The sequence below is a fragment of the Ancylobacter rudongensis genome, assembly GCF_900100155.1.
GTDB lineage: Bacteria > Pseudomonadota > Alphaproteobacteria > Rhizobiales > Xanthobacteraceae > Ancylobacter > Ancylobacter rudongensis.
The window spans coordinates 791,878-807,872 of the sequence record NZ_FMTP01000001.1; the positions used below are offsets into that span (position 1 = coordinate 791,878).

The 15,995-nt window shown below is 67.7% G+C and carries 15 protein-coding genes; 4 read left to right on the top strand and 11 right to left on the bottom strand.

Annotation, left to right across the window (positions count from 1 at the left end; all coding sequences use genetic code 11):
* Window positions 1-86: 86 nt before the first annotated feature.
* The 11 genes from mazG to BLO63_RS03635 all read right to left on the bottom strand — a co-directional run bounded on the left by mazG (window position 87) and on the right by BLO63_RS03635 (window position 11,412).
* A complete protein-coding gene (gene mazG / locus BLO63_RS03585; RefSeq protein ID WP_091436808.1) occupies window positions 87-920 on the bottom strand; it encodes a nucleoside triphosphate pyrophosphohydrolase in 834 nt (277 codons plus the stop codon).
* 89 nt (window positions 921-1,009) lie between these two features.
* On the bottom strand, window positions 1,010-1,816 hold the full coding sequence (locus BLO63_RS03590; protein WP_091436809.1) for an MBL fold metallo-hydrolase: 807 nt from the start codon (window positions 1,814-1,816) through the stop codon (window positions 1,010-1,012).
* Between the two features lie 16 nt (window positions 1,817-1,832).
* A complete protein-coding gene (locus BLO63_RS03595) occupies window positions 1,833-2,606 on the bottom strand; it encodes a TatD family hydrolase (protein WP_091436810.1) in 774 nt (257 codons plus the stop codon).
* Window positions 2,603-4,159, bottom strand: coding sequence for a methionine--tRNA ligase (gene metG / locus BLO63_RS03600; protein ID WP_091436811.1), 1,557 nt, complete (start codon window positions 4,157-4,159; stop codon window positions 2,603-2,605). The genes BLO63_RS03595 and metG overlap by 4 nt, the downstream gene beginning before the upstream one ends.
* A gap of 31 nt (window positions 4,160-4,190) precedes the next feature.
* Window positions 4,191-5,228, bottom strand: a complete 1,038-nt coding sequence (locus tag BLO63_RS03605) for a DNA polymerase III subunit delta' (RefSeq protein WP_091436812.1) — start codon at window positions 5,226-5,228, stop codon at window positions 4,191-4,193.
* Window positions 5,225-5,866, bottom strand: coding sequence for a dTMP kinase (gene tmk, locus BLO63_RS03610; protein WP_205409262.1), 642 nt, complete (start codon window positions 5,864-5,866; stop codon window positions 5,225-5,227). The genes BLO63_RS03605 and tmk overlap by 4 nt, the downstream gene beginning before the upstream one ends.
* Window positions 5,867-6,109: 243 nt before the next feature.
* Window positions 6,110-7,336 carry a D-alanyl-D-alanine carboxypeptidase family protein gene (locus BLO63_RS03615; RefSeq protein ID WP_091436814.1) on the bottom strand — a complete coding sequence of 409 codons (1,227 nt, stop codon included), beginning with the start codon at window positions 7,334-7,336 and terminating at the stop codon, window positions 6,110-6,112.
* A 101-nt stretch (window positions 7,337-7,437) separates the two neighbouring features.
* Window positions 7,438-8,505, bottom strand: coding sequence for a septal ring lytic transglycosylase RlpA family protein (locus tag BLO63_RS03620; RefSeq protein WP_091436815.1), 1,068 nt, complete (start codon window positions 8,503-8,505; stop codon window positions 7,438-7,440).
* A 263-nt stretch (window positions 8,506-8,768) separates the two neighbouring features.
* Window positions 8,769-9,431, bottom strand: coding sequence for a response regulator transcription factor (locus BLO63_RS03625; RefSeq protein WP_091436816.1), 663 nt, complete (start codon window positions 9,429-9,431; stop codon window positions 8,769-8,771).
* Window positions 9,428-10,888 carry an ATP-binding protein gene (locus BLO63_RS03630; protein WP_205409245.1) on the bottom strand — a complete coding sequence of 487 codons (1,461 nt, stop codon included), beginning with the start codon at window positions 10,886-10,888 and terminating at the stop codon, window positions 9,428-9,430. The genes BLO63_RS03625 and BLO63_RS03630 overlap by 4 nt, the downstream gene beginning before the upstream one ends.
* Entirely contained in the window at window positions 10,885-11,412 is a 528-nt protein-coding gene (locus BLO63_RS03635; protein ID WP_091436818.1) for a hypothetical protein, read from the bottom strand. Before BLO63_RS03635 ends, BLO63_RS03630 begins: the two co-directional genes overlap by 4 nt.
* A gap of 447 nt (window positions 11,413-11,859) precedes the next feature.
* On the opposite strand from BLO63_RS03635, the gene BLO63_RS03640 reads away from it, so the two are divergent.
* The 4 genes from BLO63_RS03640 (at window position 11,860) to BLO63_RS03655 (ending at window position 15,865) form a co-directional block, all read left to right on the top strand.
* A complete protein-coding gene (locus BLO63_RS03640) occupies window positions 11,860-13,764 on the top strand; it encodes a methanol/ethanol family PQQ-dependent dehydrogenase (protein WP_091436819.1) in 1,905 nt (634 codons plus the stop codon).
* A gap of 195 nt (window positions 13,765-13,959) precedes the next feature.
* Window positions 13,960-14,841 (top strand): methanol oxidation system protein MoxJ, encoded by an 882-nt coding sequence (gene moxJ, locus BLO63_RS03645; protein ID WP_091436820.1) that lies wholly within the window; start codon window positions 13,960-13,962, stop codon window positions 14,839-14,841.
* Between the two features lie 73 nt (window positions 14,842-14,914).
* Complete coding sequence (gene moxG, locus BLO63_RS03650) at window positions 14,915-15,508, top strand: cytochrome c(L), periplasmic (RefSeq protein WP_091436821.1); 594 nt, start codon at window positions 14,915-14,917, stop codon at window positions 15,506-15,508.
* 45 nt (window positions 15,509-15,553) lie between these two features.
* The gene (locus BLO63_RS03655; protein WP_091436822.1) at window positions 15,554-15,865 is read left to right on the top strand and encodes a methanol dehydrogenase [cytochrome c] subunit; all 312 of its coding nucleotides are present in this window, start codon (window positions 15,554-15,556) and stop codon (window positions 15,863-15,865) included.
* The last annotated feature ends 130 nt before the right edge of the window (window positions 15,866-15,995 follow it).

The following is a 15,995-nucleotide window of genomic DNA, read 5'->3' on the forward strand; positions in this document are numbered from 1 at the left end:
TCGAGAAGGGAGCCATCGCGGCTCTGCGCGGCGCTTCGGCCGGGATGACGAACCGAGCACCTGCCAGGGCAGGGCACCCCACCGCCCTACTCCTTCGGCGCCACCGTCTTCGCCTCCTGCCAGAGCGCTTCCATTTCATCCAGGCTGGCGCCATAAGGCGTGCGCCCGGCCTGCGCCAGCCGGTCCTCGATATGGGCAAAGCGGCGGACGAATTTCTGGTTGGTGCCGCGCAGCGCCGCCTCCGGGTCGACATCGAGATGGCGGGCGAGATTGGCCAGCGCGAACAGCAGGTCGCCGACCTCTTCCGCTGCCGCTTTGCGGTCGCCGGAGACGATCTCGGCTTCCACCTCGTCGATCTCCTCGCGGATCTTGGCCAGCACCGGCCGCACATCTGGCCAGTCAAAGCCAACCTTGGCCGCCTTGTCCTGCAGCTTCACCGCGCGGGTGAGGGCAGGGGCGCCGGCGGGCACCCCGTCCAGCGTGCGACCCTGCCCCGGTTCCGGCGGCAATCCCCGCGCCTGCCGGCGCTGCGCCCGCTGCGCCTTCTCCTGCGCCTTGATCTCGTCCCACGCCACATTCACCGCCGCGACGTCGCGCCCACGCGCGTCGCCGAACACATGCGGATGGCGGCGGATCATCTTCGCGGTGATCGCCTCGACCACGGCGCCGAAATCGAAGGCGCCGCGCTCCTGCGCCAGCCGGGCGTGGAACACCACCTGCAGCAGCAGGTCGCCGAGTTCGTCACAGAGATCGTCGAGGTCGCCGCGGGCGATGGCATCCGCCACCTCATAGGCTTCCTCGATCGTGTAGGGCGCGATCGTGGCGAAGTCCTGCGCCAGGTCCCAGGGGCAGCCGGTGTCCGGCGTGCGCAGCGTCGCCATGATCTCCAGCAGCCGCTCAATGTCGCGGGAGGGCGTCAAATCCGCCTCAAGATGATTCGCAGAAGACATATTATGGAAAACACTTTGATGATTTCGAATGGGAGAACGTATGAGCGTCGATCCATAACCTATTGATCTAGAGCTATCTTCAGTCCGTCATGGGCGGCGGTCACGCCGTCCGGCAGCTCGCGCATCAGCGTGGCGTAGTCGAGGTCGGTGTGCAGGTTGGTCAGCACCGCCCGGCGCGGCTTCATCCGCTCGATCCAGGCCAGCGCCTCGCTCAGCGACAGATGCGTCGGGTGCGGCTTGGGCCGCAGCGCGTCGAGGATCCAGACATCGAGATCGCCGAGATAGGCCAGGCTCTCGTCCGGCAGGTCGTGCAGGTCGCTGGAATAAGCCAGCCCGCCAATGCGGAAGCCATAGGAGATGATGCTGCCGTGATACTGCCGGAAGGCGGTCGCCTCGATCGGTCCGCCGGGCCCGTCGACACGGATGGTATCGCCGGCGTGGAAGCGGTGCTCGGTGAGGATCGGCGGGTAGTCGCTGCCCGGCGGCGTCTCGAAGCAGTAGCCGAAGCGCTGGTGCAGCATCGCCGACGTCTCGGGATCGACATGCACGTCGATGCGGCGCCGGTGCAGGATGGTCAGCGGCCGCAGGTCGTCGATGCCGTGGGTGTGGTCGGCATGCTCATGGGTGAACAGCACCGCGTCGAGCCGGTCGACCCCGGCGTCGATCAGCTGCTCGCGCAAATCCGGCGAGGTGTCGATCAGCACCCGGGTCGGCTGGTCGACGCCCGGCGCGAAGCGCTCCACCAGCATGGAACAGCGGCGGCGGCGGTTGCGCGGCTCGTTGGGGTCGCACACCCCCCATCCCTGCCCGACTCGCGGCACCCCGCCGGAGGAACCGCAGCCGAGAATGGTGAAGGTGAACGCCATGGCGCGGGGGAAGCCTCTAGGATGCGCGGGAGAACAGTCGGAAGAAGTTCTGCGTCGTCAGCGCCGCGATCTCGTCGAAGGAAACGCCGCGCGCCTCACCCAGTATATGGGCGGTTTCCACGACATAGGAAGGCTCGTTGCGCTTGCCGCGATGGCTGTTGGGCGCGAGATAGGGCGCGTCCGTCTCCACCAGCACCCGGTCGGCCGGCAGGCTGGCGGCGATCTCGCGCAGCGGCGCGCCCGACTTGAAGGTGAGGATGCCGGAGAAGGAGACATAGCCGCCCAGCGCTACCGCCCGGCGGGCCAGTTCCGGCCCGGCGGTGAAGCAGTGCAGCACGAAGCCGAAGGCGCCCTTCCCGCTTTCGTCCTCCAGAATCGCCGCCACATCCTCGTCCGCGTCGCGGGCGTGGATCACCAGCGGCAGGCCGGTGCGGCGCGCCGCCTCGATATGCAGGCGGAAGCCGGCAGCCTGCGCGTCGCGCGGGGCGGTGTCGTAGTGATAATCGAGCCCGGCCTCGCCGATGGCGACCACCTTGGGGTGATCGGCCGCCGCGAGCAGCTCGTCCAGCGTGACGTCTGCTTCCTCGCCAGCATTGTGCGGGTGGGTGCCGACCGAGCAGAACACGTCCTCGAAACGCTCCGCGATCGCCCTCACCTGCCCGGAGCGGCGCACGCGGGTGCCGATGGTGACAAGGCGGCCGACGCCAGCCGCGCGGGCGCGCGCGACCACGTGGTCAAGCTCGGCGGCGAAGTCCGGAAAGTCGAGATGGCAGTGGCTGTCGACGATCATGAGGCGGCCGGCGCCTCGGGCTCGACATAACGCGGGAACACCCCGACCGGCGCCGGCAGCGCCGTGCCGCCGGCGAGCCGACCGGCCTCGCCAAGGCTGGCCAAGCTGCGCGAACCTTCCGGAATCGCGAGCAGGTCCAGCAGCTTGCCGGCACTTGTGGGAATGAACGGCTGGGCGAGCAGGGCCACCTGGCGCACCACTTCGGCCGTCGTCCACAGCACGGTGCCGAAGCGCTCCGGGTCGGATTTGCGCAGTTCCCAGGGGGCAGCACCGGCGAAATAGCGGTTGGCGTCCGCCACCACCGCCCAGATGGCGGCGAGCGCGTTGTGGATCTGCTGGCCCTCCATCGCCTCGCGCACCTTGGCGCCCATGGCGTCGGCGCTGGCGAGGATCGCCGCGTCATCGTCCGAGAGCGGGCCGGGGGCCGGCAGCGCGCCACCGAGATTCTTGGCGATCATCGACAGCGAGCGCTGGGCGAGGTTGCCCAGATCATTGGCGAGGTCGGCATTGGTGCGGGCGACAATCGCCTCGTGGCTGTAGGAGCCATCCTGGCCGAAGGGAATCTCGCGCAGCAGGAAATAGCGCAGCGCGTCGACGCCATAGGCGCGGGCGAGGTCGAACGGGTCGATCACATTGCCGACCGACTTCGACATCTTCTCCCCGCGATTATGGATGAAGCCATGCGCGAAGACGGTCTTCGGCGGCTCGATGCCCGCCGACATCAGGAAGGCTGGCCAGTACACCGCGTGGAAGCGGATGATGTCCTTGCCGATGATGTGGAGATTGGCCGGCCAGTAGTGCTGGAAGCTCGCGCTCGCCGTGTCGGGATAGCCGACGCCGGTGATGTAGTTGGTGAGCGCGTCCACCCACACATACATCACATGGTCCGGGTCGCCCGGCACCGGAATGCCCCAGGTGAAGGTGGTGCGGCTGATCGAGAGATCCTGCAGCCCGCCGCGCACGAAGCTCGTCACCTCGTTGCGCCGCACCTCGGGGCGGATGAAATCCGGGTGGGCGTCATAATAGTCGAGCAGCTTCTGCTGATAGGCGGAGAGGCGGAAGAAATAGCTCTTCTCCTCGGTCCACTCCACCGGCGTGCCCTGCGGGCCGAGGCGAACCCCGTCCGGGTTAACCGTGGTCTCGTCCTCGGCGTAATAGGCCTCGTCGCGGACCGAATACCAGCCGGAATAGGCGCCGAGATAGATGTCGCCGCTCTCCACCATGCGCTGCCAGATCGCCTGGGTCGAGGCGATGTGGTCGGCGTCGGTGGTGCGGATGAAGCGGTCATAATCGACGCCGAGCAGCGCATCCATTTCCTGGAAGCGGGTGGCGTTCTTCGTCGCCCAGTCCAGCGGCGTCAGACCCTGCTTTTCCGCCGTCTGCGCCATCTTCAGCCCGTGCTCGTCGGTGCCGGTCAGGAAGAAGACGTCAAAGCCGTCGAGCTTCTTGAAGCGCGCCAGCGCGTCCGAGGCGATCTTCTCATAGGCGTGGCCGATATGCGGCGCGCCATTGGGGTAGTCGATCGCGGTGGTGATGTAGAAGGCGGGTCTCACGGCGGTATCCTGCGGAGCGACCAGCGCGCGATCAGGGGCGCAGGGCCTCGTTGAGCGACGCGAAGATCCGGAAGACGAGGGTCTTGCGGTCGAGGTTGTAGACATCGGCGTCGACCGCAGCGCGGCGAACCTTCTCCCACACCTCCGGGAGGCGTGCAAGACGAACGCGCGCCGTCTGGCGGCGGCCGGTGGCGTGGTCGCTGATCCACGCCTCCACCGTGCCGACAAAGGCGTCGAGCGCCCCTCCCCGGTCGCCGGCCAGCTTTTCGCCGAGCGTGTGCAGCGACTTGGGGTCGACATCGGGCAGCGCGTCGAGCAGGACGGTGGTGGCGTTGCGCACAGCGAGGCCGTCGCCCTCCAGCAGGCCCAGCGCCTCACGCACGCTGCCGCCGGCCGCTGCCGCCGCCTCGGTGAAGCGGCTGCGGTCGAGTCCCGGCAGGCTGGCGCTCAGCGTCTCCAGCGCCTCCACCACCTGCCCGTCCGACAGCGCCCGCAGCGACACCATGCGGCAGCGCGAGCGGATGGTGGGCAGCAGCCGGCCCGGTGCATGGCTCACCAGCAGGAACAGCGCGCGGTTGGGCGGCTCCTCCAGCGTCTTCAGCAGCGCATTGGCGCCCTGGGCGTTCATCTCGTCCAGCGTGTCGACGACGCAGACCCGCCAGCCGCCGAGCGCCGCCGTCGAGCCGAAGAAGCTGCGCACCCGGCGCACCGTCTCGGCGGGAATCATCGAGGGCAGCTTGCCGGCATCATTCGGGGTGCGGCGCAGCACGAGGAGGTCGGGATGGGAGAGCGCCGCCACCTGCCGCGCCGTGGGGTGATCGGGATCGATCGCGATCGAATGCGTCGGCGCGGCGCCGCCCGACAGCACGAAGCGGGCGATGGCATAGGCCAGCGTCGCCTTGCCGATGCCCTCCGCCCCGCCGATCAGCAGCGCATGCGGCAGGCGCCCGGCGTCCCAGGCGGCGCGGACCATCGCCTGCGCCTCTTCATGGCCGATGAGGTGCTGCGTCTCGCGCGGGGCCGGCGCGGCGCCGAAGCGGTCGCCTTCGAGCGGGGCGGCGTCCTTCATGTGCGGCGTCTCCGGCGCGGGGCGGGCAGCTTCAGGCGGGTGGAGACCGCCTGCCAGATCGCCTCCTCCACAGTATCGGCCGTGCCGCTGGCGTCGATCAGCAGGCAGCGCTCAGGCTCGCTCGTCGCCAGCGCGCGAAACGCCTCGCGCAGTGCCCGGTGGAAGCTCAGCCCCTCGCTCTCGAAGCGGTCGGCATCGCGGCCGGAGCGGGCGGCGGCGCGCGCCAGACCCTCCTCGGCGGGAAGGTCGAGAATCAGCGTGAGGTCGGGGCGGGTCTCGCCCACCGTCACCTCTTCCAGCGCCGCGATGAGGCGCGGATCGACATTGCCGAGCGCGCCCTGATAGACGCGGGTCGAATCGGCGAAACGGTCGCACACCACCCAGGCCCCGCGTGCCAGCGCCGGGCGGATGGTGGCGTCGAGATGGTCGGCGCGGGCGGCGGCGAACAGCGTCGCCTCGGCCAGCGGCCCGAGCGGCTTGGCGGCGCCGGAGAGAATGAGGTGGCGCATGATCTCGGCCCCGGTGGAGCCGCCGGGCTCGCGCGTGCCGACGGCGTCGATCCCCGCCGCCTGCAGCCGCGCCAGCAGCCGGCGCAGCTGGGTCGACTTGCCCGCCCCCTCCCCGCCTTCCAGCGTGATGAAGCGGCCGGGCGCAGCCGGCTTCGCGGCGGCTCGGGTTGCCGGCGTGCCGGCCGCCTTGGACGCCGCCTTGGATGCGGGGCTCTTCTTCGCCTTGGCCGGTGGCTTGGCGGGCGGTTTGGCGGGCGGTTTGGCTTTCGCCTTCACCCCGGCCTTTGCCGACCGCTTTGCCGGGGGCTTGCCGGGACTTTTGGCGGGAACGGGAGCGTCTGAGGGCGGCGTCGTGCGGGTGGGCATGCGCACTCAGCCGGTCAGCTTGGCGTAGCCCTGGCGCAGCAGGCTCACCACCAGCTCATAGGCGCCATCCATTGCCCGGCGCCAGAGCGGCCCGGCCGGCACGGTCTCGGCCGCCACCAGCGGCACCTCAAGCGCCAGCTGCTCGCCACGATAAACCGTCAGCCGCGCCAGTTCGGCGCCCTTCTCCACCGGGGCGGGAATCGGCCCCTCGAAACGGATGCGGGCGACCAGTTTCTCGTCGCCTTGGCGCGGGATCAGCACCCGGATCGGCCCCTCGCTGGTCAGCGGCGCCCCGTTGCGCGCGCCGCCATAGAGCGTCGCCTCGCCGACGATCTGGCCGGGCTCGAACAGGGTGCGCGATTCGAAGGAGCGGAAGCCCCATTCGAGCAGCCGGCGGGCATCGTCGGCGCGTTCCTTCTCGCTCTTGGAGCCCATGATGACGACGATCAGCCGCTGCCCGTTCTGGATCGCCGAGCCGACGAGGTTGAAACCGGCATCCTTCTGGTAGCCGGTCATGAAGCCATCGGCGCCCAGACTCATGCCCAGCAGCGGGTTACGGTTGTTCTGCCGGATCTTGTTCCACAGGAAGTCCGGCTCGCTGTAGATTTTGTAGAGGTCGGGATAGTCGCGAATGATGTGCGCGGCGACCTTGGCCATGTCGCGCGGCGTCGTCTTCTGGTCGGGGTCGGCGAGGCCGCTCACATTGACGAACATCGAGCCGGTCAGGCCGAGGCGCTTGGCCTCCTGGTTCATCTTCACCGTGAAGGCCAGCTCGTTGCCGGAAATGCCCTCGGCCAGCACGATGGCGCCGTCATTGCCCGAGGGGATGATGGCGCCGCGCAGGAGATCGCTGACCTTGATGGTGCTGTTGACGGCGGCGAACATGGTGGAGCCGCCCGAGGGGGCCCCTCCCCGCCGCCAGGCATATTCGCTGACCTTGAATTCGGCGTCCTGGGAAAGCCGCCCCGAGGTGATCTCGCCGAACACCACCGCCATCGTCATCAGCTTGGCAATGCTGGCGGGCGGGCTGGACGTGTCGGCGGCGCGCTCGAACAGCACCGAGCCGCTGTCGAAATCGAGCAGGATCGCCTGCGGCGAGGCGATGTCAGGCGCGGTCTGCGCCCGGGCCGGCGCCATGCCGGCGGCCAGGATGAGGGCGGCCGCACAAGCGAGGACCGCGCGCGCTCCATCGGCGAAACGGCGGCCCGGGAACATGATGCGCAACAGGCTCACGGTCGATCCTCCCCGGCTCCGGGCAGAGTTAACAGCCGGAGGCCGCCGCCGCAATGCGACCGCGACGCCGGCCTTGCCAGAACGCAGGCCGTCGGAAGACCTCAGTACAGCCCGCGACCCATATCGGCCGCGCCCTCGGCGCCGGTCGGGGCATAGCCCATCACCGGCTGCGGACCGACGATCCAGCCGGTCGGCGCGCTGGCCGCCTGGGCGGGGGCGGTGCGGATGGGGGGCTGTAGGCTCGCCACCTGCACGGCCGCCGTCGCGGCCTTGGCGCGCTTGGGGGGCGGCGTCGGTTGCGACGTCGCCTGGCGCGGGGCCGGCAGCGCGGCGGCCACCACGGCCGGGCGCGGCGCGCTGGTCACGCGAGCGGGCGCGACAGGAGCGACGGCCGGTTCGGCATACGCCACCTGCTGGTCATCGGCGGGTTCGCCAAGATCGAACGGCCGGCTCGGCGGCAGCGGCACATTGGCGGCGGTCAGGCCGCGCATCGAACCGGCGGAGGCGACCATGACGGCAGGCGCTTCGGCCGGCTTGCCGTTCATGCGCAGGGTGGAGGCGAGCTGGATGTCGTCGGAGCCTTCCAGCGGCGCCTTGCCGATATAGTCGACGCGCACCCGGGCGGTGCCGCTGGACTTGAAGCCCAGCATGTCGGCGGCGCGGTGCGAGACGTCGATGACGCGGTTGCCGTGATAGGGGCCGCGGTCGTTCACCCGCACCACCATGGAGCGGTTATTCGCCAGGTTGGTGACGCGGACATAGGACGGCATCGGCAGCGTCGGATGCGCGGCGGCGATGGAATGCATGTCGAAGACTTCGCCATTGGCGGTCAGCCGGCCGTGGAAATCGTCGCCATACCAGGAGGCGAGTCCTTCGGCCCGGTAGCTCTTCGGCTCTTTCGGAACATAGGTCTTGCCGGCAACCACATAAGGCTTGCCGACGCGGTAGGTGCCGCCGCCCTTGGGCACGGGCTGGCCGGCCGCGACGACGCGCGGGCTGGCGGAAACGCCGTATTTCGGGTCAATCTTGCTCGTCAGCTTGTTGCCGCCGCTGCAGTTGGCGACCAGAAGGCCGATGCCGCACAGGGCCGCGATCCGGCTGAACCGGACAAATGCCCCACCTGCCGCGAGGCGGCCGGAAGCATTGGCAAGAGCAGGATATTTCCCCATTCACCCCGAACCGTCTGTGAGCGCCGTCCGACCCGGAAAACCGGGAGATGGACCGACGCACCGCACTCAAGATCTCCGACAAGATACCGGCTATCCGACTTCGTGTCTCTCAGGAGGCTGTCCGAGTGAGGCGAAAATGCGGCGCATCGCTCGGCATGGTGAACGAAGTGTAAGTGACGAAGCGGCAAGGACATTCCCGCGCAAGCCCGATCGGTGCCAAGGCACCCCTGCCCGATTTCGGCCGCGTCCCGGTGCGGGCGCCGTCACATCATCCGCATCCGGCCGGTGGTGCCGACCGGCGAGGTGGAGAGGTACTGGATCGAGCAGCGCACCAGCTCGGGCAGGCTGGTGGCGCCGAGCTTGGCCTTCAGCGCCGAGCAGGTATTGGCGACCGTCTTGTAGCTGATGCCCAGCTCGTCGGCGATGTGGGTGTAGTCCTTGCCCTCGGCCAGCAGCGACAGCGTCTGCAGCTCGCGCGGGGTGATGTCGGCGAGCGGCGCGGTCTTGCGCGAGCCGAGCATGGCCACCTGCAAGGCGAGGTCGTGGCTCATATAGGGCTGGCCCTTCCGCACCCGCTCGAAGGCTTCCAGCAGCGCGCCCGATGAGGTGTCCTTGAGCACATAGCCATTGGCGCCGGCCTCCAGCGCGCGGCTGGCGATCACCGGGTCGCCATGCATGGAGAAGACGAGAATGGGGGTGCGGGCATCCTGCATGCGCAGGCGGCGCACCAGCACCAGCCCGCTCAGGCCGTTGCCCTGCAAGGCGAGGTCGACGATGACCACGTCCGGCTTCTCGCGGCGGAACAGGCGGTAGCCCGCCAGCACGGTGGAGGCCTCCAGCACCCGCTCCACGCCCGCATCCTCCAGCAGCCGGCGGCAGCCCTGGAGCACGATGGGGTGGTCGTCGATCACGAGGGCGCAGGTCATTGGGCGGCAAGCCTTTCCGGAGCGGCCGCGAGGCCGAATTCATAGGGGTGGGCGGGAATGGCCACGTCGATTCGCGTCCCGCTCGGCACGGCGGGCAGGATACGCCAGGTGCCGCCGAGGGCGCCGATGCGTTCTTCCATGCCGATCAGCCCGAAGCCATGCGGTGCATCGGCGGCAATGCCGGTGCCGTCATCCTCGATCACGAGGTCGATCCGGCCCTCGCGGCGGCTGGCATGCAGGGAGATGGCGATGTTGCGGGCGTCGCCATGGCGCAGCGCGTTGGTCACGGCTTCCTGGATGCAGCGATAGACGGTGATGTCGACACTGTCGCCATAGCGCTCGGCCAGGCCCTCGGTGGCCAGGGTGATGCGTCGGCCGGGCGAATGGCTCTCGAAATCGGCCACCAGGTCGGCGAGCACCGCCGCCAGCGGCACATGGCCGAGCGCCATCGGACGGATCTTGCGCAGCAGGCGCCGGTTCAGGCCCTGAATGCGGTCGAGAATATCGGTCATGGTGGCGATTCGCTCGCCCATGCGCTGGCCGAGCGCCGGTTCGGCGCGCGCGGTGAGGCGCTCGATCGATTCGAGATTGGCCCGCAGCCCGAACACGCAGGGACCCAGCTCATCGTGGAGATCGGAGGCGATCTGCCGGCGCTCGTCGTCCTGCACGCTCACCAGCCGTTCATTGAGCCGGCCATTGTCGTCCCGCGCTGCCTTCAGCGCCGCGCCGAGCGCGTTGAAGCGGTCGGCGATCAGGGCGAGTTCGCGCACCCGGGGCGGGGCGAGCCTGTGCTCGAAGCGTCCCGCCTCCAGCTCATGCATGCCGGCCGAAAGCGTGCGCAGCGGCATCAGCAACCGGCCGAGCACGAGGTAGAGCGCGACCAGAATGGCGATGTTCACCGCCACCGCCAGCACAGCGAGGTCGGACATGTCCTCCCACACTTCTGCGATCTCGTCGGACGCTTCGCCGGCGACGCGCACCTGCCCCACCCGGGCGCCGTTCTCGACAATCGGGATGACGCTTTCCTGGCCCTCCACCGAGACCAGACGGGTGAACCAGGCGGGGACGTCGCCCTCATGTTCCTCCTCGGCGTCCGCCGGGGCGATGTCCAGCGCGTTGCCGGCCTGGTCCTCGATCCGGATGCGGACATGGCGCAGCCCGCTGATGTGGAGCGGCAGCTGCGCCAGCGAGCCGCCGGCCGCCGCATCCACACTGGCAAGGCGCTCCACCGTCTCCTGCACGAAGCGTTCGGCCACGGCGAGCGAGGACAGCATCTCGGCTTCGGTGGCGCGGCGGGCATTGGCGATGATGACGACCACGGCCAGCAGCGCGGCGCACAGATTGATGGCGACCACGGCGGCCAGCACCTGGGCCCGCAGCGAGTGGCGCTGCCACCAGCCGAACGAGGCCGGGCGGGCGGGCGCTCCGGGCGAAGCAGCGTTGCTGGCAGGGCTCACGGCGTGGGCTTCCCCGATTTCAGGGCCGGCTCGTCGGCCAGCGCGGCCAGCGCGGCGGTGCGGTCGAGGCCCTGGGTCCGCAGATTATAATAATGCTGGCACAGATCGCTGAAGCCGGCGCGGGAGCCCTTCCCCGCCAGGGTGGAGAAATCGGCGATGATCTCGCGGGCCGTCTCGCGGATGCCGATCTCCCCCAGCATGGTTTCCAGCTGAACGGCGCGGTTGGCGATCATCCGGCTGGTCTCGCCGAAGCGGTCGTCAGCCTCGTCGAGCACGCCGTGCCAGTCCTTGGCGGCCGGTGCATTGGCCGGCACATCGGCACCGGCGTCGCGGCTGGCGAGCCACACATCCGGGTCGGTGCTGTCGGTGGGCTGAAGCCAGGTCTTGCGCGCAATGGCATCGCTTTCCGGCGCGGTGACACGCTCGCGCTTTTCCGGCTCGCTCTCGCCCGGACAGCCGGCGAGAGCGAGGGCGAGGGCGGCGCTCAGGGCGAGACGCGCAAGCGATGAAGGCGATGTGTTCATTTATACTTATGAACTTCTTATGAGTTTGATCGCAACAACGATCCACAACAGTACCGCTGCGGCGATGCCGGCGCCAGCGCCATCGTGGGAACCTCTGCCCGGATTGGCGCGAACCGCGTCAACCCGCTGGCAGGGAACCATTTTTGGTGGATTTGGGCAAGGGTTCCGGGAGGTCTGGGCGAATTATCTGTGGGATCGGGAAGAAGTTCCCGCCTCGAATTTCCATTCTGCCTAAAGACAATAAATCCGCAGACAGCGAACAATACTCCCAGAACAGCCAATGTTCTTAGAAAATCATAAGAATTCTCCGCCGATCCCAAAGACAAGCTCATGGAACCGCCCACCCATGAGAGGGCACGGCGAGGGATAAAAGAGACCCGCACGTCGACGGCAAAGCCGGGGCGCAGCGGGACGGCCTGGGAAGTAGGAAACGCGAGGGAAGACCCAATGAGCCGACTGCACACTTCGGTGTCCGCGCTCTCCGTCGCCGCCGTCATGGCGGCCGCGGTGAGCCTCGGCGCCTCGGCGCCGGCGGTTGCCAACGACAAGCTCGTCGAGCTGTCGAAGAGCACCGACAATTGGCCGATGACCGGCAAGAACTACAACGCCAACAATTACAGCGAGGCGAACCAAGTCACCAAGGAGAACGTCAAGCAGCTGCGTCCTGCCTGGTCGTTCTCCACCGGCGTGCTGTCGGGCCATGAGGGTACCCCTCTCGTCGTCGACGGCGTGATGTACATCCACTCGCCCTTCCCCAACACGACCTTCGCGGTCGGGCTGGACGATCCGGGCAAGATCCTGTGGCAGCACAAGCCGAAGCAGAACCCGACCGCCCGCGCGGTGGCCTGCTGCGACGTCGTCAACCGCGGCCTCGCCTATTGGCCCGGCAACGGCACGGTCGGCCCGCTGATCATCAAGACCCAGCTTGACGGCCATGTGGTCGCGCTCGACGCCAAGACCGGCGAGGAGTTCTGGAAGCTCGAGAACTCCGACATCAAGGTCGGCTCGACGCTCACCATCGCTCCCTATGTGGTCAAGGACCTGGTGCTGATCGGCTCCTCGGGCGCCGAGCTCGGCGTGCGCGGCTACGTCACCGCCTATGACATCGCCACCGGCGCCCAGAAGTGGCGCGCCTATGCCACCGGCCCGGACGAGGAAGTGCGCCTCTCCGACGACTTCAACAGCGCCAACCCGCATTACGGCCAGAAGGGCCTGGGCAAGGCGACCTGGGAAGGCGAGGCTTGGAAGATCGGCGGCGGCACCAATTGGGGCTGGTACGCCTTCGACCCGGACACCAACCTCTTCTACTACGGCTCGGGCAACCCGGCGCCGTGGAACGAGACGATGCGTCCGGGCGACAACAAGTGGACGATGACCATCTGGGGTCGCGACATCGACACGGGTAACGCCAAGTTCGGCTACCAGAAGACCCCGCACGACGAATGGGACTATGCCGGCGTCAACGTCATGATGCTCTCCGAGCAGCAGGACAAGGAAGGGAAGATGCGCAAGCTTCTGACCCATCCGGATCGTAACGGCATCGTCTACACGCTCGACCGCACCAATGGCGACCTCGTCTCGGCCGACAAGATCGACGACACGGTCAACTGGGTGAAGAAGGTCGACCTGAAGACCGGCCTGCCCGAGCGCGACCCGGAATTCGGGACCCGCATGGACCACAAGGGCCGCGACATCTGCCCCTCGGCGATGGGCTACCACAACCAGGGACATGACTCCTACGATCCGGAGCGCAAGTCCTTCTTCATGGGCATCAACCACATCTGCATGGACTGGGAGCCCTTCATGCTCCCCTACCGTGCCGGCCAGTTCTTCGTCGGTGCGACCCTGTGGATGTATCCCGGCCCGAAGGGTGATCGCCAGACCTATGAAGGTCTCGGTCAGGTGAAGGCCTATGATGCCATCAACAACAAGTTCAAGTGGCAGGTGATGGAACGCTTCGCGGCCTGGGGCGGCACGCTCGCCACCGCTGGCGGCGTGATGTTCTACGGGACGCTGGACGGCTTCATCAAGGCGCGCGACAGCGACACCGGCGAGCTGCTGTGGAAGTTCAAGCTTCCCTCCGGCGTGATCGGCCACCCGATGACCTACACCCATAACGGCAAGCAGTACGTCGCCATCTATTACGGCGTCGGTGGCTGGCCGGGTGTCGGCCTGGTGTTCGACCTCAACGACCCGACCGCCGGCCTCGGCTCGGTGGGCGCCTTCAAGCAGCTCCAGCACTACACCCAGATGGGTGGCGGCGTGATGGTGTTCTCGCTCAATGGCGACGGCCCCTACAGCGACCCGAACGTTGGCGAGTACTCGACCAACGTGATCCAGGGCGGCGGCTGATCCCGCCAGACAAAGCCGCCTGCCACGCCTGGCGTGGCGGGCGGCGATGTCGCCGAAAGGTGCAGCGTCCGAAAGGGCTCTTCGTCTGCTGCTGCCTGACGTGACGAGGACGGGGTGGCGGGTGCCGCAAGCGACCCGCCTCCCCTGTCCCGCAGGATCTCTCGACCTCGAAAAATTCGTCCAGGAGGACTCCCCATGTCCACGCGACAGGTCGTCAGCCGGCTCGCCATTGCCGCCGGTCTCGCCTTTTCCGGTTTTGCCATTGCCGGGCTTGCCGACGCCGCGACCGTCGAGGCCGACAAGGCCGCGGGCCGCAATCCCCATGAGCTGCGCATCTGCGCGTCGAATGTCGAGGCGCCCTTCTCCGCCCCCGATTCCAGCGGATTTGAAGACCGCATCGCCGTGGTGCTCGCCCAGGCCATGGGCCGCAAGCCGGTGTTCGTGCGCAACGACCAGCCGGGCATCTATCTGGTGCGCGACCAGCTCGACAAGAATAACTGCGATGTGGTGATGGGCGTTGATGTCGGCGACGAGCGCGTGCTGGCCTCCAAGCCCTATTACCGCACCGGCTATGTGCTGGTGACCAAGGCCGACCGCAACATCACCACCGGTGACTGGGAAGACCAGCAGATCAAGGACCAGACCCGCTTCGCGGTGCGCTTCTATTCGCCCGCCGAGACCATGCTCAAGCGCATCGGCCGTTTCGAGGACAACGCGGCCTACATGTACTCGTTGGTCAACTTCAAGTCGCGCCGCAACCAGTGGATCCAGGTGCCGGGCGACCGCATCGTCACCGAGGTCGCCAGCGGCGAGGCCGATGTCGGCATCGCCTTCGCCCCGGAAGTGGCGCGCTATGTGAAATCCTCGTCGACGCCGCTGCGGATCACCGTGATCACCAAGGACATCGACCGGCCGAACGATACGCCGATCCCGATGCACTACGACCAGGCGATCGGCGTGCGCAAGAACGATCCGGAACTGCTCAAGGAGATCAACGCGGCGCTGGATAAGGCGCGCCCGCAGATCGAGCAGATTCTGACCCAGGAAGGCATTCCGCTGCTTGAGCCGAATACCTGACGGCCGCTTCCGACGCACCGCGTGTCTGCCGGGCCGCGGTGCGCCCCTGATCTCTTGCTGTGAACAAGGTTCGATGACGAAGACGATTTTCACCAAGAAAGCGGCCGCGCTGCTGCTCGCCGGGGCCCTCGGGGCCGGTCTGGTCGGGTTCGGTGCCCGCGCCGCGATCATGCTGAGCAACACCGTCACTGGCCAGCCCCTCGATCTTTCCGAAGCGCCGGAAGAGGGCCGCGACACCAAGGCGGTGAAGGTCTTCCTGGAGACAGGCAAGAACATCTACAACGAGGACCCCGTCTGCCTGCCCAAGGCACACGAGATCTTCCTGTCGATGTGCTCGGGCTGCCATGGCCATTATGGCGAGGGCAAGATCGGCCCCGGCCTCAACGATTCCTACTGGACCTATCCCAAGAACGAGACCGACCAGGGCTTGTTCGAGACGGTGTTCGGCGGCGCCAACGGCCAGATGGGTCCGATGTATGGCGCGCTGAACATGAACGAGATGCTGCTCGCCATGTCCTGGGTCCGGCATCTCTACAAGGACGATCCGAAGGGCGCGGTGTGGCTCACCGACGAGCAGCGCAGCAAGTTCAAGCCCTTCGACGCGAACGCCAAGCACGTAGAGCCAGCCGAAGAGCTGCCCGAAGCGTGCGGCGGGCCGGCGGGCTGAACCGCGCCGGTCGAAGACGGGTGGAACACGACCAGGAGACTGAACATGAGCATCATCGACCGTAGCGTTGCCTTCGCCTTGACTCTCGCCGGCGCCGGTGCGCTGAGCCTCGCCATGATTGGCGGGGCGAGCGCCTATGACGGCACCAACTGCAAGGCCCCCGGCAATTGCTGGGAACCCAAGCCCGGCTTTCCCGACAAGGTGGCTGGCTCCAAGTACGACCCCAAGCATGATCCCAAGGAGCTGAACAAGCAGTCGGAATCGATCAAGGCGATGGAAGCGCGCAACGCCCAGCGGGTCGCCAATTTCGAGAAGACCGGCAAGTTCGTCTACGACGTGAACAAGATTCCGAACTGACGGTTTCGGGCACGGCTTTGCTTTTCGAGAACCCACTTGCGGGCGGACGCCATTCTCCTGTCCGCCCCGCGATCCTCCGGGCAAGCCGCCCGGTTTGTGGGCAACTGGCGCGGCCGACGCCGAACGGGTG